16 protein-coding genes are annotated in these 19593 nt (G+C 73.6%); 12 read left to right on the top strand and 4 right to left on the bottom strand.

What is annotated here, in order from left to right; all coding sequences use genetic code 11:
* Positions 1–156 precede the first annotated feature (156 nt).
* Complete coding sequence (locus AC1RSJ_RS15640) at positions 157–1173, top strand: LacI family DNA-binding transcriptional regulator (protein ID WP_493119376.1); 1017 nt, start codon at positions 157–159, stop codon at positions 1171–1173.
* Between the two features lie 7 nt (positions 1174–1180).
* On the opposite strand, the gene AC1RSJ_RS15635 is transcribed toward AC1RSJ_RS15640, so the two are convergent.
* The gene (locus AC1RSJ_RS15635) at positions 1181–2062 is read right to left on the bottom strand and encodes a helix-turn-helix domain-containing protein (protein WP_493119375.1); all 882 of its coding nucleotides are present in this window, start codon (positions 2060–2062) and stop codon (positions 1181–1183) included.
* Positions 2063–2246: 184 nt separating this feature from the next.
* Here AC1RSJ_RS15635 and AC1RSJ_RS15630 point away from each other — a divergent pair, with 184 nt between their 5' ends.
* From AC1RSJ_RS15630 to AC1RSJ_RS15615, 4 genes are read left to right on the top strand one after another with little or no spacing between them, the layout of a single operon-like run.
* A complete protein-coding gene (locus tag AC1RSJ_RS15630) occupies positions 2247–3524 on the top strand; it encodes an ABC transporter substrate-binding protein (protein WP_493119374.1) in 1278 nt (425 codons plus the stop codon).
* On the top strand, positions 3521–4468 hold the full coding sequence (locus tag AC1RSJ_RS15625; RefSeq protein WP_493119373.1) for a carbohydrate ABC transporter permease: 948 nt from the start codon (positions 3521–3523) through the stop codon (positions 4466–4468). Before AC1RSJ_RS15630 ends, AC1RSJ_RS15625 begins: the two co-directional genes overlap by 4 nt.
* 1 nt (position 4469) lies before the next feature.
* Positions 4470–5348 carry a carbohydrate ABC transporter permease gene (locus AC1RSJ_RS15620; RefSeq protein WP_493119372.1) on the top strand — a complete coding sequence of 293 codons (879 nt, stop codon included), beginning with the start codon at positions 4470–4472 and terminating at the stop codon, positions 5346–5348.
* 19 nt (positions 5349–5367) lie between these two features.
* Complete coding sequence (locus tag AC1RSJ_RS15615; protein WP_493119371.1) at positions 5368–8328, top strand: DUF5107 domain-containing protein; 2961 nt, start codon at positions 5368–5370, stop codon at positions 8326–8328.
* 33 nt (positions 8329–8361) lie between these two features.
* Here the strand turns inward: AC1RSJ_RS15615 and AC1RSJ_RS15610 are convergent, their stop codons facing one another.
* Positions 8362–9288: an aldo/keto reductase gene (locus tag AC1RSJ_RS15610; protein ID WP_493119370.1), complete on the bottom strand. Its 927-nt coding sequence runs from the start codon at positions 9286–9288 to the stop codon at positions 8362–8364.
* A gap of 72 nt (positions 9289–9360) precedes the next feature.
* Entirely contained in the window at positions 9361–9765 is a 405-nt protein-coding gene (locus AC1RSJ_RS15605; RefSeq protein WP_493119369.1) for a RidA family protein, read from the bottom strand.
* A 68-nt stretch (positions 9766–9833) separates the two neighbouring features.
* Between AC1RSJ_RS15605 and AC1RSJ_RS15600 the strand changes: the two genes are divergently transcribed.
* The gene (locus tag AC1RSJ_RS15600) at positions 9834–11045 is read left to right on the top strand and encodes an alanine racemase (RefSeq protein ID WP_493119368.1); all 1212 of its coding nucleotides are present in this window, start codon (positions 9834–9836) and stop codon (positions 11043–11045) included.
* A gap of 8 nt (positions 11046–11053) precedes the next feature.
* The gene (locus AC1RSJ_RS15595) at positions 11054–12673 is read left to right on the top strand and encodes an N-acyl-D-amino-acid deacylase family protein (RefSeq protein WP_493119367.1); all 1620 of its coding nucleotides are present in this window, start codon (positions 11054–11056) and stop codon (positions 12671–12673) included.
* 12 nt (positions 12674–12685) lie between these two features.
* On the opposite strand, the gene AC1RSJ_RS15590 is transcribed toward AC1RSJ_RS15595, so the two are convergent.
* The gene (locus AC1RSJ_RS15590; protein WP_493119365.1) at positions 12686–14218 is read right to left on the bottom strand and encodes an amino acid permease; all 1533 of its coding nucleotides are present in this window, start codon (positions 14216–14218) and stop codon (positions 12686–12688) included.
* A 180-nt stretch (positions 14219–14398) separates the two neighbouring features.
* Between AC1RSJ_RS15590 and AC1RSJ_RS15585 the strand changes: the two genes are divergently transcribed.
* The 5 genes from AC1RSJ_RS15585 to AC1RSJ_RS15565 are packed head-to-tail and all read left to right on the top strand — an operon-like array spanning position 14399 to position 19443.
* Positions 14399–15763: a glutamine synthetase family protein gene (locus tag AC1RSJ_RS15585; protein WP_493119364.1), complete on the top strand. Its 1365-nt coding sequence runs from the start codon at positions 14399–14401 to the stop codon at positions 15761–15763.
* A 28-nt stretch (positions 15764–15791) separates the two neighbouring features.
* Complete coding sequence (locus AC1RSJ_RS15580) at positions 15792–16553, top strand: gamma-glutamyl-gamma-aminobutyrate hydrolase family protein (RefSeq protein ID WP_493119363.1); 762 nt, start codon at positions 15792–15794, stop codon at positions 16551–16553.
* Positions 16550–17914 carry an aldehyde dehydrogenase family protein gene (locus AC1RSJ_RS15575; protein ID WP_493119362.1) on the top strand — a complete coding sequence of 455 codons (1365 nt, stop codon included), beginning with the start codon at positions 16550–16552 and terminating at the stop codon, positions 17912–17914. The genes AC1RSJ_RS15580 and AC1RSJ_RS15575 overlap by 4 nt, the downstream gene beginning before the upstream one ends.
* Positions 17915–17921: 7 nt before the next feature.
* Positions 17922–18695 (top strand): 3-oxoacyl-ACP reductase, encoded by a 774-nt coding sequence (locus tag AC1RSJ_RS15570; RefSeq protein ID WP_493119360.1) that lies wholly within the window; start codon positions 17922–17924, stop codon positions 18693–18695.
* A 19-nt stretch (positions 18696–18714) separates the two neighbouring features.
* On the top strand, positions 18715–19443 hold the full coding sequence (locus tag AC1RSJ_RS15565) for a FadR/GntR family transcriptional regulator (protein WP_493119359.1): 729 nt from the start codon (positions 18715–18717) through the stop codon (positions 19441–19443).
* Positions 19444–19593 lie beyond the last annotated feature (150 nt).

Below are 19593 nucleotides of genomic sequence, written 5' to 3'. Positions count from 1 at the left end.
CCGATGACGGCGTTGTCCTGGGAGCGTGTCCTGGAGCAGATGGTGGTCGTGACGGACTCTGGGTGAATCGTTTCAAACACTAGGGCGAAGACGCGGAACCGTCAACTCGCGTCGCGGGGGTCCGACGACGGGCTCGGCGATCGCTATCGTGACCGCATGGGCGTGAGCGTGAGGGACGTCGCGCAGCGCGCCGGGGTCAGCGTCGGCACCGTCTCGAACGTGCTGAACCGGCCGGAGCGCGTGTCGCCGGATGCCCGGGATCGCGTGCTCGCCGCCATCGAGGAGCTCGGCTTCGTGCGCAACGACGCGGCCCGCCAGCTGCGCGCCGGCACGAGCCGGTCGATCGGCATGATCGTGCTCGACGCGGCCAACCCGTTCTTCAGCGACGTGGCCCGCGGCGCCGAGGCCGAGGCGGCCCTCGGGCACCACGGCGTGCTGCTCGGCAACAGCGGCGAGGATCCGTCGCGCGAGCGGATGTACCTCGACCTGTTCGAGGAGCAGCGGCTGCTCGGCCTGCTCATCTCGCCGATCGGCGACGTGACCGACCGGCTGCATCGGCTCCGCCGTGCCGGCACCCCCGCCGTGCTCGTCGACCGCCTCAGCTCGACGGGCGAGTTCAGCTCGGTCTCGGTCGACGACGTGGCCGGCGGTGCGATCGCCGCGCGGCACCTGCTCGACACCGGACGCCGCCGAATCGCGTTCGTGGGCGGTCCGCTCTCGCTGCGGCAGGTGTCCGACCGGCTCGAGGGTGCGGAGTCGGAGGTGGCGGGCACGCCCGGCGCCTCGCTCGAGGCCATCGTGACCGCCGGCCTCACGGTGGCGGAGGGCCGCCGCATCGGCGAGCGGATCGCCGCGCGCGCCCCGGGTCACCGGCCGGATGCGGTGTTCGCCGCGAACGACCTCGTCGCGATCGGCGTGCTCCAGGTGCTCGGCCTGCAGCGCGCGGCCGCCGTGCCGGAGGAGATCGCGCTCATCGGCTTCGACGACATCGGCTGGGCGGCCTCCGCCGTCGTGCCGATCAGCTCCGTGCGCCAGCCGGCCGAGCAGATCGGGTCGGCCGCGGTCCGCATCCTCGTCGAGGAGGCCGCGGATCGCAGCCGGGAGCCCGAGCGCGTGGAGTTCCAGCCGGAGCTGGTCGCGCGGGCATCGACCGGCGCCGCCGACGCGGGCTGAGCCCGCCTCAGAGGTGGTCGCGGCGCGAGCGCTCGCGGAACCGGGTGGGGCTGACCCCGCCGACCGCGCGGAACTGGCGGGAGAAGTAGAACGGATCCGGGTAGCCGACGGCTGCGGCCACCTCCGACACCGGCAGGTCGGTCGTGAGCAGCAGCTCGCGGGCCCGCGCGATCCGCAGCCGGCGGAGGTACTCGACGACGCCGAAGCCGGTGGCGGCGCGGAACAGCGCGGAGAAGTGCGAGGTGCTGAGCCCGGAGAGGCGCGCGAGCTCGCCGACCGCCATCGGCCGCGGGAGGTTGTCGCGCAGGTAGTCCTGCGCGATCCGGATGCGGTCGGCTGACCCGGCGGGGCCCTGCAGCCGGTCGGCGGCCATGAGCGCGAGCAGCCGCCAGGCGGCGCCGGCCGCGGCGTAGAGGCTCGCCGCGGTGTCGTCGCGCTCGAGCGCGACGACCGCCTGCTCGACGAGCGCCACGGCGCCGAGCGCGTCGCGCAGCGGCACGACGATCGCCCGCCCGTCCTCCCCGGCGATCGCGGCCACGAGCTCCGCCGCGTCGGTGCCGGTCGCGTGCAGCCACCAGATCGTCCAGGGCTCGGACTCGTCGGCGACGTAGCTGTGCGCGACGCCCGGCGGGATCACGGCGGCGTCGCCGGGGCCCACGCGGTGCTCGACGCCGTCGACCAGCAGGCGCCCGGCGCCGTCGGTGCAGACGAGCACGATCGCCTCCCGCGCCCCGGACGGACGCACTCGTCCGTGCGAGGCCGCGTGCGGGAAGTGCCCGGCATCCGTCACGAGCAGGCGGGCGGTGATGGGGGCGGCGAGGGCGGACCGGACGAGCGGCGCCGGCAGCACGCGGAGCCGCTCACCGGGGAAGCCGTCGCGCACGAGCATGCCGGCATGCTACGCCGCATCAGCGGATCGTCCAGGCGATCAGTCCAATCCGCCATTCAGCGCTGCCCGCCCCGGTGCCTACTCTGGCGGCGTGCTCACCGTCGAGCACCGCGAGGAGGCCGCCAGGACGGAACCGCGGCCGGCACCACCACTGCACGCAGACCCGCCAGTCGAGGAGGACATCTTGGCACCCACAGCAGAACTCACCCGCCGCGGCTTCATGACGGGGGCGCTCGCCCTCGGATCCGCCGCACTGCTCAGCTCCTGCGTCACCGCCGGCTCCGGCGGCGGCGCCGCGAAGACGGGGCTCACGCTCCAGTCGTCGCTCTCCGATCCCGCACCGAAGGCGGCGCTGTCGTCGCTGGTGAAGGCGTACTCGGGCGACGTCACGCTCAACACGGTCGCGATCGAGCAGTTCCGCGCCCAGCTCTCGACCTACCTCAGCTCGGGCAACCCGCCGGACGTGCTCACCTGGTACGCCGGCTCGGTGGCGCGGGACTACGCATCGAAGGGGTACCTGCTCGACCTGTCCGACATGTGGACGGGCAGCGGGGCCGCCTCGAAGTACTCCGCCGCGCTGAAGGACCTCTCGACGGACGCGAAGGGCCGCCAGATCTTCCTGCCGACGAACTACTACTGGTGGGGCGTCTTCTACCTGAAGTCGTCGTTCTCGAAGTGGGGCGTGACCCCGCCGGAGACCTGGGACGACTTCCTCGCGCTCTGCGAGAAGCTCAAGAAGCAGGGCATCAACCCGCTCTCGAACGGGATCGGCTCGACGCCGTGGATGGCGTCCGGCTGGTTCGACATCCTCGACCTCCGCATCAACGGCGCCGACTTCCACAAGGAGCTGCTCGCGGGCAAGCACTCGTTCGACTCGACCGAGGTGCGCAACGTGATGAAGCAGTACGCCGAGCTGGTGCCCTACTTCGACCCGAACATGACCTCGTACGCCTGGCAGGACGCGGTCACGCCGCTCGTGCAGGGCAAGAACGCCATGTACCTCACCGGCGCGTTCATCAGCCAGAACATCACCGACGGCGACCCGGACGACCTGGACTTCTTCACGGTGCCGATCATCGACAAGTCCATCCCGAAGGCCGAGGAGGCGCCGACCGACGGCTACTTCGCGAGCTCGAAGACGAAGGACGTGAAGGCCACGAAGGCGTTCCTGTCCTACCTCGCCGACCCGGCATCGCAGCAGAAGTTCATCGAGGACTCGAAGTCGTCGAACCTCCCCACGGCGCCCGACGTCGACGCGACGAAGTTCTCGCCGCTCGTGCAGAAGGGCCTGAAGATGCTCAACGAGACCGACCAGATCACGCAGTTCTTCAACCGCGACTCGTCCGACGCGCTGCAGACGACGGCCGACACCGCGCTGACGAAGTTCCTCGCGACGCCGGGGGATGTCGGCCAGATCCTCAAGGACTGGGAGACCGCGGCGAAGAAGGTCTTCGGCTCGTGACCTCGGCCGTGCACGCCCCGGCGCGGAGCGCGGCGGCCTCGACGCCCGCCCGCCCCGCGCCGCGGCGGGGCCGGCGGCTGCTCCGGCGCGTGCCGCCGGTGATCTGGCTGTTCCTGCTCATCCCGCTCGGCCTCGAGCTGGCCTGGGTGTTCTGGCCGGCCGTGAACAGCTTCTACGTGTCGCTGACGAAGTGGAACGGCGCCGGCGCCCCGGAGTTCATCGGGCTGCGGAACTTCCAGAACCTGCTGTCGGACCCGATCTTCGGCCAGGCGCTGCTCAACAACGTGATCTGGGTGGTCGGCTTCGGCGGGCTCTCGATCGTGATCGGCCTCGCGCTCGCCGTCGCGCTGAACCGGCCCCGCCGCGGCGTCGGGCTGTACCGCAGCGCGATCTACCTGCCGATGGTGTTCTCGCTCGCCGTGACCGGGCTGTTCTGGCGGCTGCTCTACCAGCCAGACGGCGCGGTGAACACGCTGCTCGGCGCGGTCGGCCTCGGCTCGCTCGAGCGGCAGTGGCTCGCCGACCCGACCACGGCGCTCGCGGCGGTGCTCGTCGCGGCCGTGTGGCGTCAGTGCGGCTACATCATGGTGCTGTACCTGGCGGGGCTGAAGGGCGTCGACCCGACGCTCGAGGAGGCCGCGGCGGTCGACGGCGCGAGCCGCTGGCAGCGCTTCTGGCAGATCGTCATGCCGCAGCTCAAGGGCGTCAACGCCGTCGTGTTCGCGGTCACGGTCATCGACTCGCTGCGCACGTTCGACATCGTCTGGGCGATGACGCGGGGCGGGCCGTACAACTCGACCCAGCTGCTGTCGACGTACATGTACCAGACGAGCTTCAGCGTGGTCGACCTCGGCTACGGGTCGGCGATCGCGGTCGTGATCTTCCTGCTCGCGATCGTCTTCATCATCGGCTACCTCGCCAACGCGACGAAGGAGCAGGACTGACATGACCGCCACCCCGCTCACCTCCGGCGCGCCGGCCGGTCGCGCCGCGACCGTCGTGCGGCGCACCCGCGCGCCCTGGCTGTTCCACGCGATCATGGCGCCGCTGTCGCTGCTCTGGATCGCGCCGATGGTGTTCGTCGCGATCGTCGCGTTCCGCTCCTTCGCCGACATCACCCGGAACGGGCTCGGCGCGCTGCCGGCCTCGTTCAGCCTCGACGGCCTCGTCACGGTCTTCACCGACGGACTCGGCGGCGGCGCGATCCTCAACAGCGTCATCGTCACGGTGTTCACCGTGTTCTTCTCGCTGCTGCTCTCGTCGTGGGCTGCGTTCGCGCTGAGCCGTTTCCGCATCCCGGGCCGCCGCGGCATCCTGCTCGCGATGCTCGCCGGCAACCTCCTGCCCCCGCAGATCCTGCTGATCCCGGTGGCGCGGATCGCGGAGGGCTACGGCATCGCCGACACCCTGTTCGCGCTGATCCTCGTGCAGGTCGCGTTCGGCCTCGGCTTCTACACGTTCGTGCTGCACGGGTTCATGCGCTCGATCCCCGACGAGATCTTCGAGGCAGCGAAGGTGGACGGCGCCGGCGAGCTGCGCACCTACCTGCGGATCGTGCTGCCGCTCACCCGCCCGTCGCTCGCGGCGCTCGGCGCGCTCGCCACGACCTGGATCTGGAACGACCTGCTCTGGGCGCTGACCGTGCTGCGCACCGAGACGAAGTTCCCGATCACGGCCGAGCTGCTCAACATCCAGGGCGGCTTCGTGAGCCAGTGGAACGTCGTCGCGGCGGGCGCGCTCGTCGCCGCCATCCCGACCGCGATCGTGTTCTTCGCCTTCCAGAAGCAGTTCGTCTCGGGCCTCACCCTGGGATCGAGCAAGTGAGCGCGGCGGAGTCCCCGCGATGACCGACCGGATGCGCACGCCGGCACGCGAGGGCCTGGTGCTGCCGGAGCCCCCGCCCGCCCTGCGCGCGCGGCTCGACGCGGGTCACGCGGTGATCTGGAGCGAGCCGATCACCATCCCGACCTACGAGCCGGACGAGCCGAGCCGCTACCCGATGTTCCTCGACCACCGCGTCTACCAGGGGTCGAGCGGCCGGGTGTACCCGCTGCCGTTCGTCGAGCGGATCGCGTCGGAGCCGGTGCCGCGGACGTGGCAGGCGGTGCACCTCGAGAACCGGTGGATGCGGCTCGTCGTGCTGCCGGAGCTCGGCGGGCGCATCCACATCGGCTACGACAAGCGCACCGGCTACGACTTCCTCTACCGCAACTCGGTGATCAAGCCGGCGCTGGTCGGCCTCGCCGGGCCGTGGATCAGCGGCGGGATCGAGTTCAACTGGCCGCAGCACCACCGCCCGGCCACCTACCTGCCCGTCCGCTGGCGGATCGACGAGGGCGTCGACGGCGAGGTGACCGTGTGGTGCTCCGACCACGATCCGTTCGCGCGCATGAGCGGAACGCACGGCATCCGGCTCCGCGATGACAGCGCCGTGCTCGACGTGGAGGTGGTGCTGCACAACCGCACGAGCGAGCGGCAGTCGTTCCTCTGGTGGGCGAACGCCGCGGTGCGGGTGCACGACGACTACCAGTCGTTCTTCCCGCAGGACGTGCGATTCGTCGCCGACCACGCCCGCCGCGCGATCACGGCGTTCCCCGCCGCGGATCGGCCGTACTACGGCGTCGACTACCCGGCGCGCGCCGCCGAGCGGCCCGGCGCCGACCGGATCGACTGGTACCGGAACATCCCGGTGCCCACCTCGTACATGATCGTCGACTCGCAGGAGGCGTTCTTCGGCGGCTACGACCACGCCGCCGGCGCCGGCTTCGTGCACTGGGCGGACCGCCGGATCTCGCCGGGCAAGAAGCAGTGGACCTGGGGCGACGCGCCGTTCGGCCACGCCTGGGACCGGCTGCTCACCGACGACGACGGCCCGTACGTCGAGCTCATGGCCGGCGTCTACACCGACAACCAGCCCGACTTCTCGTGGCTGCTGCCGGGGGAGACGAAGCGCTTCACGCAGCACTGGTACCCGCTGCCGGGGATCGGCGTCGCGCACCAGGCGACCCTCGACGCCGCGCTGCACGTCGACACGGGCGCCGAGGGCGTCGTCGCGCGCGCCGCGGTGACCCGCCCGGTCGGCGCGGCGGTGCTCCGGGTGCTCGACGCCGACGGGCGGGTGCTCGCGCTGCGGAGCGCGGCGCTCGAGCCGGGCGAGGTGCTCGAGCTGCGCGCGCCGGAGGCCGGCACGGCCGAGACGGCGGCGGTCGGCGCGGTCGAGCTGCGGGACGACGACCGCGGCGGTGCGCTGCTCGTGCGCTGGACGCCGCCCGCTCCGGTCGGCGGACCCGAGCCCTGGACGGCGTCCGAGCCGCCCGCGCCCGCCGAGGTGGAGTCGGTGGAGGAGCTCTGGCTGACCGGCGTGCACCTCGCCCAGTACCGGCATCCGACCCGGTCGCCGCTGCCGTACTGGCGCGAGGCGCTGCGGCGCGACCCCGGCGACAGCCGCGTCAACGTCGCGCTGGGGGAGCGCGCGCTGCGGGCGGGCGACTACGCCGCCGCGATCGCGCACCTCGAGACCGCGTGCCGGCGGCTCACGCTCCGCAACGGCAACCCGCGCGACACGGAGGCCTTCTACCTGCTCGGGCTGGCCCGGGTGCGGATCGGCGATCGCGACGGCGCGCGCCGGGCCCTCGCGACGGCCTCCTGGGACGGCCGCTGGGCCGTGCCCGCCCGCCTCGAGGCCGCGCGGCTCGACGCCGCGGACGGCCGGACCGGATTCGCGCTCGACGACGCGCTCGCGCTCCTCGCGGCCGCGCCGGCCGACCCGCGTGTCGCGGCGCTCGCCGTCGTCCTGCTCCGGCGGTCGGGGCGGGAGGCGGAGGCCGCGCGCGCGCTCGCCGCGGCGCGCGCGTCCGTCCCGCTCGACGCCCTGCTCGATCATCTGGCAGACGGCGTGCTCCCGCAGGACGCCGCGGCGATCGACGTCGGCCTCGACCTGGCCCGCGCCGGCGAGACGGATGCGGCGCTCGCCGTGCTCGACGCGGCGATCGCCGTCCCGCCGGGTGCGGGCGGCAACGTCGCTCCCGTCGCGCACTACCTCGCCGCGGCGCTGCTCGACCGGCGCGGACGGCCCGCGGAGGCCGCGGAGCGCCGGGCGATGGCGCGGGCCGCGGACCGCGACTGGTGCTTCCCGTCCGGGCTCGACGCCCACGACGCCCTCGCCGCCGCGCTCGAGGCGGAGCCGGGCGACGCGGTGGCGGCGCAGCTGCTCGGCACCCTGCTCTACGACGCCGGTCGCCGGCGCGAGGCGGTCGAGCTCTGGCGCCGCGCGCTCGAGACGGGCGCCGACGATCCGGTGCTGCTGCGGAACGCCGCCGTGGCGGCCTACAACGTCGAGCACGACGACGGGCGCGCGGTCGAGCTGTACGAGCGGGCGCTGACCGCCGATCCGGACGACGCCCGGCTGCTCTTCGAGCGCGACCAGCTCGCCGCGCGGCTCGGCGAGACCGGCGCGATCCGGCTCGCCAGGCTCGAGGCGCGGCGCGGGCTCGTGCCCCGGCGCGACGACCTGCTGGTCGAGTTCGCCGACCTGCTCACCGCGTCCGGCCGCGCGGCCGAGGCGCTCGGGCTGCTCGAGGGGCGCCGCTTCCAGCCGTGGGAGGGCGGGGAGGGGCGGGTGCTCGGCGCCTGGGACCGTGCGCGGGACGCGCTCGGTCTCGGCCTCGGCGACCCGCCGGAGAGCCTCGGCGAGGCGCGCCCGGTCGCCGTGCCGCCCGTCGCCCGGCACGACGACGGACGGGTCGACTACTTCGCGACGAGCCTGCCGGAGCTGCTGCTGTTCGCCCGCGAGGATGCGGACTGAGAGCTCCGGCCGGCCCGGCGCGGTCGTCGGGCCCTACGGCACCCGGTAGCCGGCCGCGGTGAAGAGGCGGTACCACTCCGGGCGGGTGAGTCGCACGTCGCTGCCGGCGGCGGCATCCTGCACGCGCGACGGGGTCGTCGTGCCGAGCACGGTCTGGATGCCGGCCGGGTGGCGCGAGATCCACGCGACGGCGATGCCGGTCGGGGTCACGTCGTACTTCGCCGCGAGCTCGTCGAGGGCGTCGTTGAGCTCCGGGTAGGCCTTGCGGTCGCCGAGGAAGACGCCGTCGAAGAAGCCCTTCTGGAACGGCGACCAGGCCTGCAGCGTGATGCCGTTGAGGCGCGCGTAGTCGAGCAGGCCGTTGTCGCGGTCGATCGACTGGTCGAGCCCCTGCATGTTCGTCGCGACGCCGGAGGCGATGATCGGCGCGTGCGTGATGCTGAGCTGCACCTGGTTCACCACGAGCGGCTGCGCCACCGCGGTCTTGAGCAGGTCGACCTGGTACGGCGTGTGGTTCGAGACGCCGAAGTTGCGCACCTCGCCGGAGGCGGCGAGCTCGTCGAACGCGGCGGCGACCTCCTCCGGCTCGACGAGCGCGTCGGGCCGATGCAGCAGCACGACGTCGAGGTAGTCGGTCTTGAGCGCCTTCAGCGAGGCGCGCACGCCCTCGAGGATGTGCTCGCGCGAGAAGTCGAAGTAGCCGTCGCGGATGCCGACCTTCGACTGGATGACGATCGACGCGCGCTCGGCGTCGCTCAGCGTGATCGCGTCGCCCCACCGCCGCTCGCAGCCGTGGTCGCCGCCGTAGATGTCGGCGTGATCGAAGTAGGTGATGCCGGCCTCGAGCGCGGTGTCGACGAGCGTCCGGATCGCGGGCGCCTCCATCTGGTCGATGCGCATCAGGCCCAGGATCACGTCCGAGGCCCGCAGGTCGGTCTGGGGCAGGTCGAGCATCCTCATGAGAACTCCTTCGTCCGGTGGTGGGGGTGGGCGTCGACGGGCGCGGCCGCGCGGGCCGCGCCGTCGAGCGGGTCAGTCGGCGACGATCGCGAGCGCGTCGATCTCGACGAGCATGGCGGGATCGGGCAGCTCGGCGCCGACGGTCGTGCGGGCCGGCAGCACGCCGCTCGGCACGTGCTCGGCGAGGAAGGCGGCGTAGGCCTCGTTCATGGCGGCGAAGTCGGCCTGCGTGCGCAGGTAGACGCGCAGCATGACGACGTCCTCGAACGTGCCGCCGCCGGCCTCGACGACCGCGAGCACGTTGCGGAGCGTGCGGGTCGTCTGCGCCCCGACGTCGCCCTGAGCGACGTACTCGCCGGTGGCCGGATCGGCGGGACCCTGGCCGGAGACCTGCAGGTACTGGCCCTTGCGGACGCCCTGGGAGAGGACCGGGCGCGCGGCCGGCGCGCCGGTGGTCTCGATGCGGTGCTTGAGCATGTCGGAGGCTCCTTCCGAGTCCACGCTACCGGCGAGCGCCGGGGAGCCGCCCGGTAGCGTTGATCGCGATGGACCCGATCACGCTCAGCCCACGGACGAAGTCGATCCCCCCGCGGTTCTGGGGGCGCGCCGCCGACGAGGTCGCGGAGGAGCGGCCGGCGCTCGCCGACTTCTCGACGCCGCTCGTGACGATCGACCGCGAGGCCGAGCGCGCCAACGTGCGCGCGGTCTTCGACTGGGCTGCCGAGCACGGGCTCGAGCTCGCCCCGCACGGCAAGACGACGATGGCGCCCGAGCTCTGGGCGCACCTCCTCGACGCCGGCGCGACGGCCCTGACCGTGGCGACGCCGTGGCAGGCGCAGGTCGCCCGCTCGACCGGGGTGCGCAGCATCCTGCTCGCGAACGAGATCGCCGACCCGGCCGGCATCGCCTGGCTGCGGCAGGAGCTCGACGCCGACGAGCACTTCGAGTTCGCCTGCTGGATCGACTCGCCCGCGGGGCTGGCCGCGCTCGCCTCCGCCCCGGGCCGGCGCCCCGTCGACGTGCTCGTCGAGCTCGGCTCCCCCTCCGGCCGCGCGGGGCTCCGGAGCGCCGACGACGCGCTCGCCCTCGCCTGGGCGGCGGCGCGCGAGCCGTCCGTCCGCCTGCTCGGCGTCGCCGGCTGGGAGGGCGCGCTCGCCGACGACCGCTCCGCGGAGTCCGTCGCCCGGGTGCGCGGCTTCCTCGACGAGCTCGTGGCGCTGCTGCGCACGCTCGTCGACTTCGAGCTGATCGGGGTCGAGCGCCCGATGATCAGCGCCGGCGGCTCGGCCTACCCCGACCTCGTGGCCGAGGCCTTCGCGCCGCTCGGCGAGGGCGTGCGGCGGGTGCTGCGCTCCGGCGCGTTCCAGGCGCACGACGACGTGCACTACCGGCACCTGTCGCCGTTCGCCGACCGGCTGCGTCCCGCCCTCAGCGGCTGGGCGCGGGTGCTGTCGCGGCCGACCCCGACGCTCGCGCTGCTCGACGGCGGCAAGCGCGACTTCGCAAGCGACCTCGATCTGCCGGTGCCCCTCGCCTCGGACGGCTCGCCGCTGCCCGGGGCGCGCATCACCGCGCTGAACGACCAGCACGCGTTCCTCGAGCTGCCGGCCGAGAGCGGCCTCGCGGTCGGCGACGTCGTGCGGCTCGGGCTCTCGCATCCGTGCACCACCTTCGACAAGTGGCGCGTCATCCCGGTGATCGACGGCGCGGACCGCGCGGACGCCCGCGTCGTGGGCTTCGTCGAGACGGTCTTCTAGGCCCGCCGATGGAGCGCATCCTGCTCGCCGGCGGCGAGGTCGTCGACGGCACCGGGCGGCCGCGCGAGCGGGCCGACGTGCTGGTCGAGGGGGAGCGGATCGTCGCGGTGCTGCCGCGCGGCGCCGGCCGGGCCCCCGCCGATGCGCGGGCCGCCGACGCGCCGGCGGTCGACGCGCTGATGATCGACGCGACCGGGCTGGTGATCGCGCCGGGCTTCGTCGACATGCACGCGCACTCCGACCTCGCGCTGCTCGCCGACGCGGACCACCTGGCGAAGCTGTCGCAGGGCGTGACGACCCAGGTGATCGGCCAGGACGGCATCGGCTACGCGCCGGTGGACGACGCCGCGCTCGCGCTGGTCCGCCGCCAGATCGCCGCCTGGAACGGCGACCTCGACGACGCGGACTTCGACTGGCGCGGCATGGCCGACTACCTCGACCGGCTCGACGACGGCATCCCGACGAACGCGGTCGTGCTCGTGCCGCAGGGCAATCTCCGGCTGCTCGTCGTCGGGGCGGACGACCGGCCGGCGACGCCGGACGAGATCGCCGTCATGCGCGACCTGCTGCGCGACTGCCTCGCGGCCGGGGCCGGCGGGATGTCGAGCGGGCTGACCTACACGCCGGGGATGTACGCCTCCACCGACGAGCTCGTCGCCCTCGCCGAGGTCGTCGCGGAGGCCGGCGGCTATTGGGCGCCGCACACGCGCGGCTACGGCGGCGGGGCGCTCGCCGCGTACGCGGAGGCGCTCGACGTCGGCCGCCGATCCGGGTGCCCGGTGCACCTGACGCACGCGACCATGAACTTCGCGCCGAACCGCGGCCGCGCCGCCGAGCTGCTCGCGCTCGTCGATGCCGCGCTCGCGGACGGCGTCGACGTGACGCTCGACACCTACCCCTATCTCCCCGGTGCGACCACGCTCGCGGCCCTGCTGCCGAGCTGGGCGCACTCCGGCGGACCGGACGCGACGCTCGCGCGGCTCGCCGACGCGGGGGAGCGGGAGCGCATCCGCGTCGCGCTCGACGAGACCGGATCGGACGGGGCCCACGGCGAGGTCGTCGACTGGTCGGCCATGCAGGTCGCCGGCGTCGCCGGGGCGGACTTCTCCTGGACGGTCGGGCTGACGATCGCCGAGGTCGCGGAGCGGTCCGGACGGCCCGCGACGGCCGCCGCGCTCGACCTCATGCGCGACGACCGGCTCGGCACCGGCATCCTCATGCACATCGGCGACGAGGACAACGTGCGCGCGATCATGCGGCATCCGCGCCACTGCGCCGGGAGCGACGGCATCCTCGTCGGGGCGCGGCCGCACCCGCGCGCGTGGGGCACATTCCCCCAGTACCTCGGCCGCTACGTGCGCGAGCTCGGCGTGCTGAGCCTCGAGGAAGCCGTGCGGCACCTGGCCGGAACCCCGTCGCAGCGGCTCGGCCTGGCCGACCGCGGTGTCGTCCGCGAGGGCGCCGTCGCCGACCTCGTGCTGCTCGACCCCGAGACGGTGGCGCCGGGCGCCACGTTCGAGGATCCCCGGCGGCAGGCCGTCGGCATCCCGTACGTGCTCGTCGGCGGCCGGATCGCGATCGACGACGGCGTCCGGACGGACGCCGTCGCCGGCCGCGTGCTGCGCTGAGCCGGTGCGGAGCTACTTCGTCGGGTCGAGCTCGGCCTTCGCGTCCGCCGCGTAGTCCTCGACCTCCGGGTCGCGGTGCACGCCGCCGGAGAGCGCGTACTCCTCCTCGGGCGCCAGCACGAGGCGGTGGCGGCCGTAGACGGCGAAGGCCAGCAGCCCGATCACGTAGACCACCGCGATGGCCGCGATGGCGATCTGGTAGCCCGGGTTGAACAGGAACGCCACGAAGATCACCGCGGAGATGACGCCGGCGACGACCGCGCCGACGACGCCGGTCGGGCTGCGGTACGGGCGCACCACGTCGGGGCGGCGCACCCGCAGCACGACGAACGAGATCATCTGCATGAGGTACGAGACGACCGCGCCCCAGATCGCGATGTTGAGCTCGATCGCGCCAGCGACCGCGCCGACGCCCTCGCTGGCGGCGGTGATCGCGTCGACGATCACGAGCAGCAGGAAGCCGATCACCGCGCCGGTCACGAGGGCGAGCACCGGCGTCTGGCGCTTCCCGGTGAGGGAGAGGAACCGCGGGTAGTAGCCGGCGCGCGAGAGCGAGTAGAGGTTGCGGCCGTAGGCGTACATGATGCCCTGCAGCGAGGCGAGCAGGCCGATGAGCGCGAGGATCGCGAGCACGCCGGTGAGCCCCTCCGGCACCATCGCGCGGAACCCGTCGAGCAGCGGCTCGCCGGACTCCTGCGTCGCCGTCGCGCCGAGCACGCCGGTGTTGACGATGAAGACGGCCACCGCGCAGATCGCGAGCGTGATGAGCCCGACGATGCCGGCGCGCGGGATGATCCGCTGCGGGTCGTGCGTCTCCTCCGCCGCGAGCGGCAGCTCCTCGATGCCGAGGAAGAACCACATGGCGAACGGGATGACGAGCAGCACCGGGCCGAAGCCGTTCGGCAGGAACGCCGAGTTGCCGTCCGTCGGCTTCACGTCGAAGAGCTTGTCGACCGAGAACGAGCCGGTGGCGAAGGCGACGACCACGAAGGCCGCGAGGATCGCGATCGCGATGATCGACACGACGATCGCGAGCCGGAAGCCGATCGAGGCGCCGAGGCCGTTGACGAGCACGAACAGCACGTAGAGCCCGGCGTAGAGCAGCCACCCGGGCAGCTGGATGCCGAAGAACGCGCCGAGCGCGCCGTTGAGGTAGCCGGCCGAGAAGTACACGACGACGGCCGTGGTGACGACGTACTCGATCGACTCCGCGAGTCCGGTGACGAAGCCGCCCCAGGGGCCGAGCGCCGCACGGGCGAACGAGTAGGCGCCGCCGGTGTGCGGCATGGCCGCCGACATCTCGCCGATCGAGAACAGCATGCAGAAGTACATGACGATGACGATCACCGTGGCGATCGCCATGCCGCCGAAGCCGGCGGTCGCCGTGCCGAAGTTCCAGCCGGAGAACTCGCCGGAGATGACGGCCGCGACGCCGATGCCCCAGATCCCCCAGAAGCCGGCGGAGCGCTTGAGCGTCCGCTTCGCGAAGTAGTCCTCGCCCTGGGCGGAGTAGGTGGCGCCGGAGCGCTGGGTGGTACCTGACATGGAGCGTCCTTCCTTCGAGGGACGGCCGCGACCGCGGGGCGGCGGACGGCACCGGGGGATGTGACCCCGAGTGTGCCGATCAAAGGTAGGTCGTGTCTACCTTTGGATGTTAAAGGCTGGTTACACTGCCGCCGTGAGCGGTCGTCCGACCGGCTCCCCGACACGACGAGGAGGACCGGCATGGGCGTGCGCTCCGGCAACCTGACCCTGGAGGAGCTCGAGGCGGGCATCGACCGCGGCGAGTTCGACACCGTGATCGTCGCCTTCGCCGACATGCAGTCTCGGCTCGTCGGCAAGCGGGTCTCCGCCCGCCTGTTCCGCGAGGACGTCGCGCACCACGGCGCGGAGGCGTGCAACTACCTGCTCGCCGTCGACGTCGAGATGAACACCGTCGACGGCTACCGGCTGTCGTCGTGGGAGACCGGCTACGGCGACATGGTGCTGAAGCCCGACTTCGACACGCTCCGCGTCATCCCGTGGCTGCCCGGCACGGCGCTCGTCATGGCCGACCTGCAGAACCTCGACGGCACGCCCATCCCGCAGAGCCCGCGCGAGGTGCTGCGGCGCCAGCTCGCCCGGCTCGAGGAGCGCGGACTCGTCGCGCACGTCGGCACGGAGCTCGAGTTCATCGTCTTCGAGGACAGCTTCCGCGGCGCCTGGGCGAAGGGCTACCGCGACCTCACCCCGGCCTCCGACTACAACATCGACTACGCGCTGCTCGCATCGACGCGGATGGAGCCGCTGCTGCGCGACATCCGGCTCGGGATGGAGGGCGCCGGCTTGTACTGCGAGGGCGTCAAGGGGGAGTGCAACCTCGGCCAGCAGGAGATCGCGTTCCGCTACGCCGAGGCGCTCGCCACCTGCGACAACCACTCGATCTACAAGAACGGCGCGAAGGAGATCGCCGACCAGCACGGCCAGGCGCTGACCTTCATGGCGAAGTTCAACGAGCGCGAGGGCAACAGCTGCCACATCCACCTCTCCGTGCGCTCGGCCGACGGCGAGGCCGTGATGGCGGGCGACGGCGAGTACGGCTTCTCGCCGCTCATGGAGCACTGGATCGCGGGGCTGCAGGCCCACCTGCGCGAGCTCACGCTGTTCTTCGCCCCGAACATCAACTCCTACAAGCGCTACGCGGACGGCTCGTTCGCGCCGACCGCGGTCGCCTGGGGCACCGACAACCGCACCTGCGCGCTCCGCGTCGTCGGCCACGGCGCCGGCCTCCGCGTCGAGAACCGCGTGCCGGGCGGCGACGTGAACCCGTACCTCGCGGTCGCGGCGATCATCGCGGCCGGCCTCGACGGCATCGAGAACGAGCTCGCCCTGCCCGAGCGCTTCGTCGGCAACGCCTACGGATCGGACGCGCCCCGGGTGCCGGCCACGCTGCGCGAGTCCGCCGGCCTGTTCGCGGAGTCGGACCTCGCGCGCGCCGCGTTCGGCGACGACGTGGTCGACCACTACCTCAATGCGGCGCAGGTCGAGCTCGCGGCGTTCGACGCGGCCGTCACCGACTGGGAGCGGGTCCGTGGCTTCGAGCGCTTCTGAGCCGGGCGGGGCCGCCGCCGTGCGTCCCGTGATCGGCCTGACCACCTACCTCGAGCAGGCGCAGACCGGCGTCTGGGACGTGCCCGCCGCGTTCCTGCCGAAGGTGTACTTCTCGGCCGTCACGGCCGCCGGCGGGATCGCCGTGCTGCTGCCGCCCCAGCCGGTCGACCCCGGGGTCGCGGAGCGCGTGCTCGAGGGCCTGGACGGGCTCATCATCACCGGCGGCAAGGACGTCGACCCGGCGCGCTACGGCCAGGCCGCGCATCCGGAGACCGACCCGCCGCGCCGCGACCGCGACGACTGGGAGGACGCGCTGCTCGCCGCGGCGATCGAGCGGGAGCTGCCGTTCCTCGGCATCTGCCGCGGACTGCAGGTGCTCAACGTGCTGCGCGGCGGCACCCTGCTGCAGCACCTGCCCGACGTGCTCGGCTCGACCCGGTACAACGCCGGCGGCGGCGTCTTCACGGTGAACGAGGCCGGCGTCGACGGCGGCTCGCGCCTCGGCGCCCTGCTCGACGACCAGGCCTCGATCGACGTGCGCAGCTATCACCACCAGGCCGTCGACCGGGTGGGGGCGGGGCTGAAGGTCTCGGCGCGGTCCTCCGACGGCGTCGTGCAGGCCGTCGAGCTCGACGACGTGCCGTTCGGCGTCGCCGTGCAGTGGCATCCGGAGGAGGACCAGGACTCCGACCTGCGGCTGTTCGCCGGCCTCGTCGAGGCGGCGCGCGGCTACCGCGCGGCCCGCGAGCAGGGCGTCGGCAGCGCGCGGCGCCAGGCGGTCGGCGCATGACCGACCTGCTCGAGGTCGTCGATCCGCGCGACGAGACGCTCGTCCGCGCCGTCGAGGCCGCCGGCCCCGCCGAGGTGGATGCCGCGGTCGCGCGCGCCGTCGCCGCGCAGTCCCGCTGGGCGGGGCTCGCGCCGGTCGACCGGGCCCGGGCGCTCCGCCGCTTCGCCGCGGCCGTGGACGGCGCCGTCGAGGAGCTCGCGCAGCTGCAGGTGCGCGAGGCCGGGCATCCGATCTCCTCCGCGCGCTGGGAGGCCTGCCACGTGCGCGACGTGCTCGAGTACTACGCCGGCGCGCCCGAGCGGCTGCTCGGCGCGCAGATCCCGGTGGCCGGCGGCGTCGACCTCACGTTCGCCGAGCCCCTCGGCGTGATCGGCGTGATCGTGCCGTGGAACTTCCCGATGACGATCGCGTCGTGGGCCTTCGCCCCGGCGCTCGCGGCAGGCAACGCCGTCGTGCTGAAGCCGGCGGAGTGGACGCCGCTCACGGCCCTGCGGCTCGCCGAGCTGGCGGCGGAGTCCGGCCTGCCAGAGCACCTGCTCCAGGTCGTGCCCGGACGCGGTCCGGTGGCCGGCATGGCGCTCGTCGAGCATCCGCTCGTCGCGAAGATCGTCTTCACCGGATCGACCGCGACCGGCACCCGAGTGGCGGCCGCCGCGGCCGCGCTCGTCAAGCCGGTCACGCTCGAGCTCGGCGGCAAGAGCGCGAACATCGTCTTCGCCGACGCGGATCTCGAGCGCGCCGCCGCGACGGCGCCCGGCTCCGTGTTCGACAACGCCGGGCAGGACTGCTGCGCGCGCAGCCGGCTGCTCGTCGAGCGGCGCGTGCTCGACCGCTTCCTCGAGCTGCTCGAGCCGGCGGTCGCGGCCTGGCGGGTCGGCGATCCGCGCGACGAGGCGACCGAGATGGGGCCGCTCGTGTCGCGCGCGCACCACGACCGCGTCAGCGCCTTCCTCGAGCTCGGCACGCCGGTCGCCTTCCGCGGCAGCGCACCGGACGGACCCGGCTGCTGGATGGCGCCGACGGTGCTGCTGCCGGGTTCGCGCGACGACCGCGTCGTGCGCGAGGAGATCTTCGGCCCGGTCGTGAGCGTGCTGCCGTTCGACGACGAGGCGGATGCGCTGGCGCTCGCGAACGACTCCGCCTACGGGCTCTCCGGGTCGATCTGGACCCGCGATGTCGGCCGCGCGCTGCGCGCCGCCCGCGCCGTGCGCGCCGGCACGCTCAGCGTCAACTCGCACTCGTCGGTGCGCTACACCACGCCGTTCGGCGGGATGAAGCGCTCCGGCCTCGGCCGCGAGCTCGGGCCGGACGCCCCGCTCGCCTTCACCGCGACGAAGAACGTCTTCCTCGCCGACGACTAGGAGCACCATGGACCTCACCTCCCGCCTCGCCGGCCGCGTCGCCGTGATCACCGGCGGCGCGAGCGGCATCGGCCTGGCCACGGCGCGGCGGATGCACGCCGAGGGCGCGCGCATCGTCATCGGCGACCGCGATCCGGTGACCGGCGCGGCCGCGGCCGCCGAGGTCGACGGCCTGTTCGTGCCGGTCGACGTGGCCGACAAGGGGCAGGTCGACGCGCTCTTCGACACCGCCGCGCGCGAGCTCGGCTCGGTCGACATCGCCTTCAACAACGCCGGCATCTCGCCCGCCGACGACGACTCGATCGAGACGACGGAGCTCGACGCCTGGGACCGCGTGCAGCTCGTCAACCTCACGAGCGTCTATCTGTGCTCGCGCGCCGCCCTGCGGCACATGGTGCCGCAGGGCCGCGGCTCGATCATCAACACCGCGTCGTTCGTCGCCGTGCTCGGCTCGGCCACCTCGCAGATCTCGTACACCGCGTCGAAGGGCGGCGTGCTCGCGATGAGCCGCGAGCTCGGCGTGCAGTTCGCGCGCCAGGGCATCCGCGTCAACGCGCTCTGCCCCGGACCGGTGAACACGCCGCTGCTGAAGGAGCTGTTCGCGAAGGACCCGGAGCGCGCCGCGCGCCGGCTCATCCACGTGCCCGTCGGCCGGTTCGCCGAGCCGGAGGAGCTCGCCGCGGCCGTCGCGTTCCTCGCCAGCGACGACGCGTCGTTCATCACCGCATCGACGTTCCTCGTCGACGGCGGCATCAGCTCCGCCTACGTCACGCCGCTCTGAGCCGGCGACCCCTCCGCCGATGAGCTCCCACGCCGACGACGCCGATGGGTCTGCCCGCCCGGTGCTGCGACGCGTCGTGCTCCGGCCGGTGGACGCGGGGAACGCGCTCGAGCGGACGACCGCGCGGCTGCTGCAGACGATCCGCCTCGGCGCCGTCGCGCCCGGCCAGCCGCTGCCTCCGGAGCGGGAGCTCGCGTCGGACCTCGGCGTGAGCCGTGACACGGTGCGCCAGGCCCTCCGCGAGCTCGGGGACGCCGGCTACGTGGTGACCCGCCGCGGCCGCTACGGCGGCACGTTCGCGGTCGACCCGCTGCCGCCGGCCGCCGCCGTCTCGGCCGCGGAGCTCGACGCGGTGCTCGGGCTGCGGGCGGTGCTCGAGCCCGGTGCGGCGCGGGCCGCCGCAGCGCGGGCGCTTTCCGCGGAGGAGGAGGCCGCGCTCCGGCGGGCGCTCGACGACACGATCGCGGCCGGCCCCGACGACTACCGCCGCGCCGACACGGAGCTGCACCTCGTGATCGCGCAGCTCGCCGGCATCCCGCCGCTCGTGCCGCTCGTCGTCGACAGCCGCACGCGGATGACGGAGCTGCTCGACCGGTTCCCGCTGCTCGGCGGCAACATCGACCACTCCACGGCGCAGCACCGCGCGGTCGTGACCGCGATCCTGGACGGCGATGGGGATGCGGCCGACCGGGCCATGCGGGAGCACCTGGCCGGCTCCGAGGAGCTCGTCCGGGGCTTCCTGGGCTGAGGCGGCGCGCCTCAGGAGGCGTCGGGCGGCGGGTCCGTCGGCGGCGTGCGGGGCTTGCGCGGCGCCCGAGGGGTGCGCGGCGTCGTCGTGCCGCCGGTCGCGGCCGTGCTGCGGCGCGCGCGTGGGGGCTTCGGCGCGGCGGTGCCGGCC

It is taken from the genome of Schumannella sp. GW821-FHT10F01 (assembly GCF_058809295.1).
This window is presented reverse-complemented; position numbering and strand designations above follow the sequence as displayed.

What these genes read in the sequence shown, in the direction of transcription:
- AC1RSJ_RS15640 (WP_493119376.1), top strand. Translation starts at nt 157, where the DNA reads ATGGGCGTGAGCGTGAGGGACGTCGCGCAGCGCGCCGGGGTCAGCGTC.
- AC1RSJ_RS15635 (WP_493119375.1), bottom strand. Translation starts at nt 2,062, where the DNA reads ATGCTCGTGCGCGACGGCTTCCCCGGTGAGCGGCTCCGCGTGCTGCCG.
- AC1RSJ_RS15620 (WP_493119372.1), top strand. Translation starts at nt 4,470, where the DNA reads ATGACCGCCACCCCGCTCACCTCCGGCGCGCCGGCCGGTCGCGCCGCG.
- AC1RSJ_RS15615 (WP_493119371.1), top strand. Translation starts at nt 5,368, where the DNA reads ATGACCGACCGGATGCGCACGCCGGCACGCGAGGGCCTGGTGCTGCCG.
- AC1RSJ_RS15610 (WP_493119370.1), bottom strand. Translation starts at nt 9,288, where the DNA reads ATGAGGATGCTCGACCTGCCCCAGACCGACCTGCGGGCCTCGGACGTG.
- AC1RSJ_RS15605 (WP_493119369.1), bottom strand. Translation starts at nt 9,765, where the DNA reads ATGCTCAAGCACCGCATCGAGACCACCGGCGCGCCGGCCGCGCGCCCG.
- AC1RSJ_RS15600 (WP_493119368.1), top strand. Translation starts at nt 9,834, where the DNA reads ATGGACCCGATCACGCTCAGCCCACGGACGAAGTCGATCCCCCCGCGG.
- AC1RSJ_RS15595 (WP_493119367.1), top strand. Translation starts at nt 11,054, where the DNA reads ATGGAGCGCATCCTGCTCGCCGGCGGCGAGGTCGTCGACGGCACCGGG.
- AC1RSJ_RS15590 (WP_493119365.1), bottom strand. Translation starts at nt 14,218, where the DNA reads ATGTCAGGTACCACCCAGCGCTCCGGCGCCACCTACTCCGCCCAGGGC.
- AC1RSJ_RS15585 (WP_493119364.1), top strand. Translation starts at nt 14,399, where the DNA reads ATGGGCGTGCGCTCCGGCAACCTGACCCTGGAGGAGCTCGAGGCGGGC.
- AC1RSJ_RS15575 (WP_493119362.1), top strand. Translation starts at nt 16,550, where the DNA reads ATGACCGACCTGCTCGAGGTCGTCGATCCGCGCGACGAGACGCTCGTC.
- AC1RSJ_RS15570 (WP_493119360.1), top strand. Translation starts at nt 17,922, where the DNA reads ATGGACCTCACCTCCCGCCTCGCCGGCCGCGTCGCCGTGATCACCGGC.
- AC1RSJ_RS15565 (WP_493119359.1), top strand. Translation starts at nt 18,715, where the DNA reads ATGAGCTCCCACGCCGACGACGCCGATGGGTCTGCCCGCCCGGTGCTG.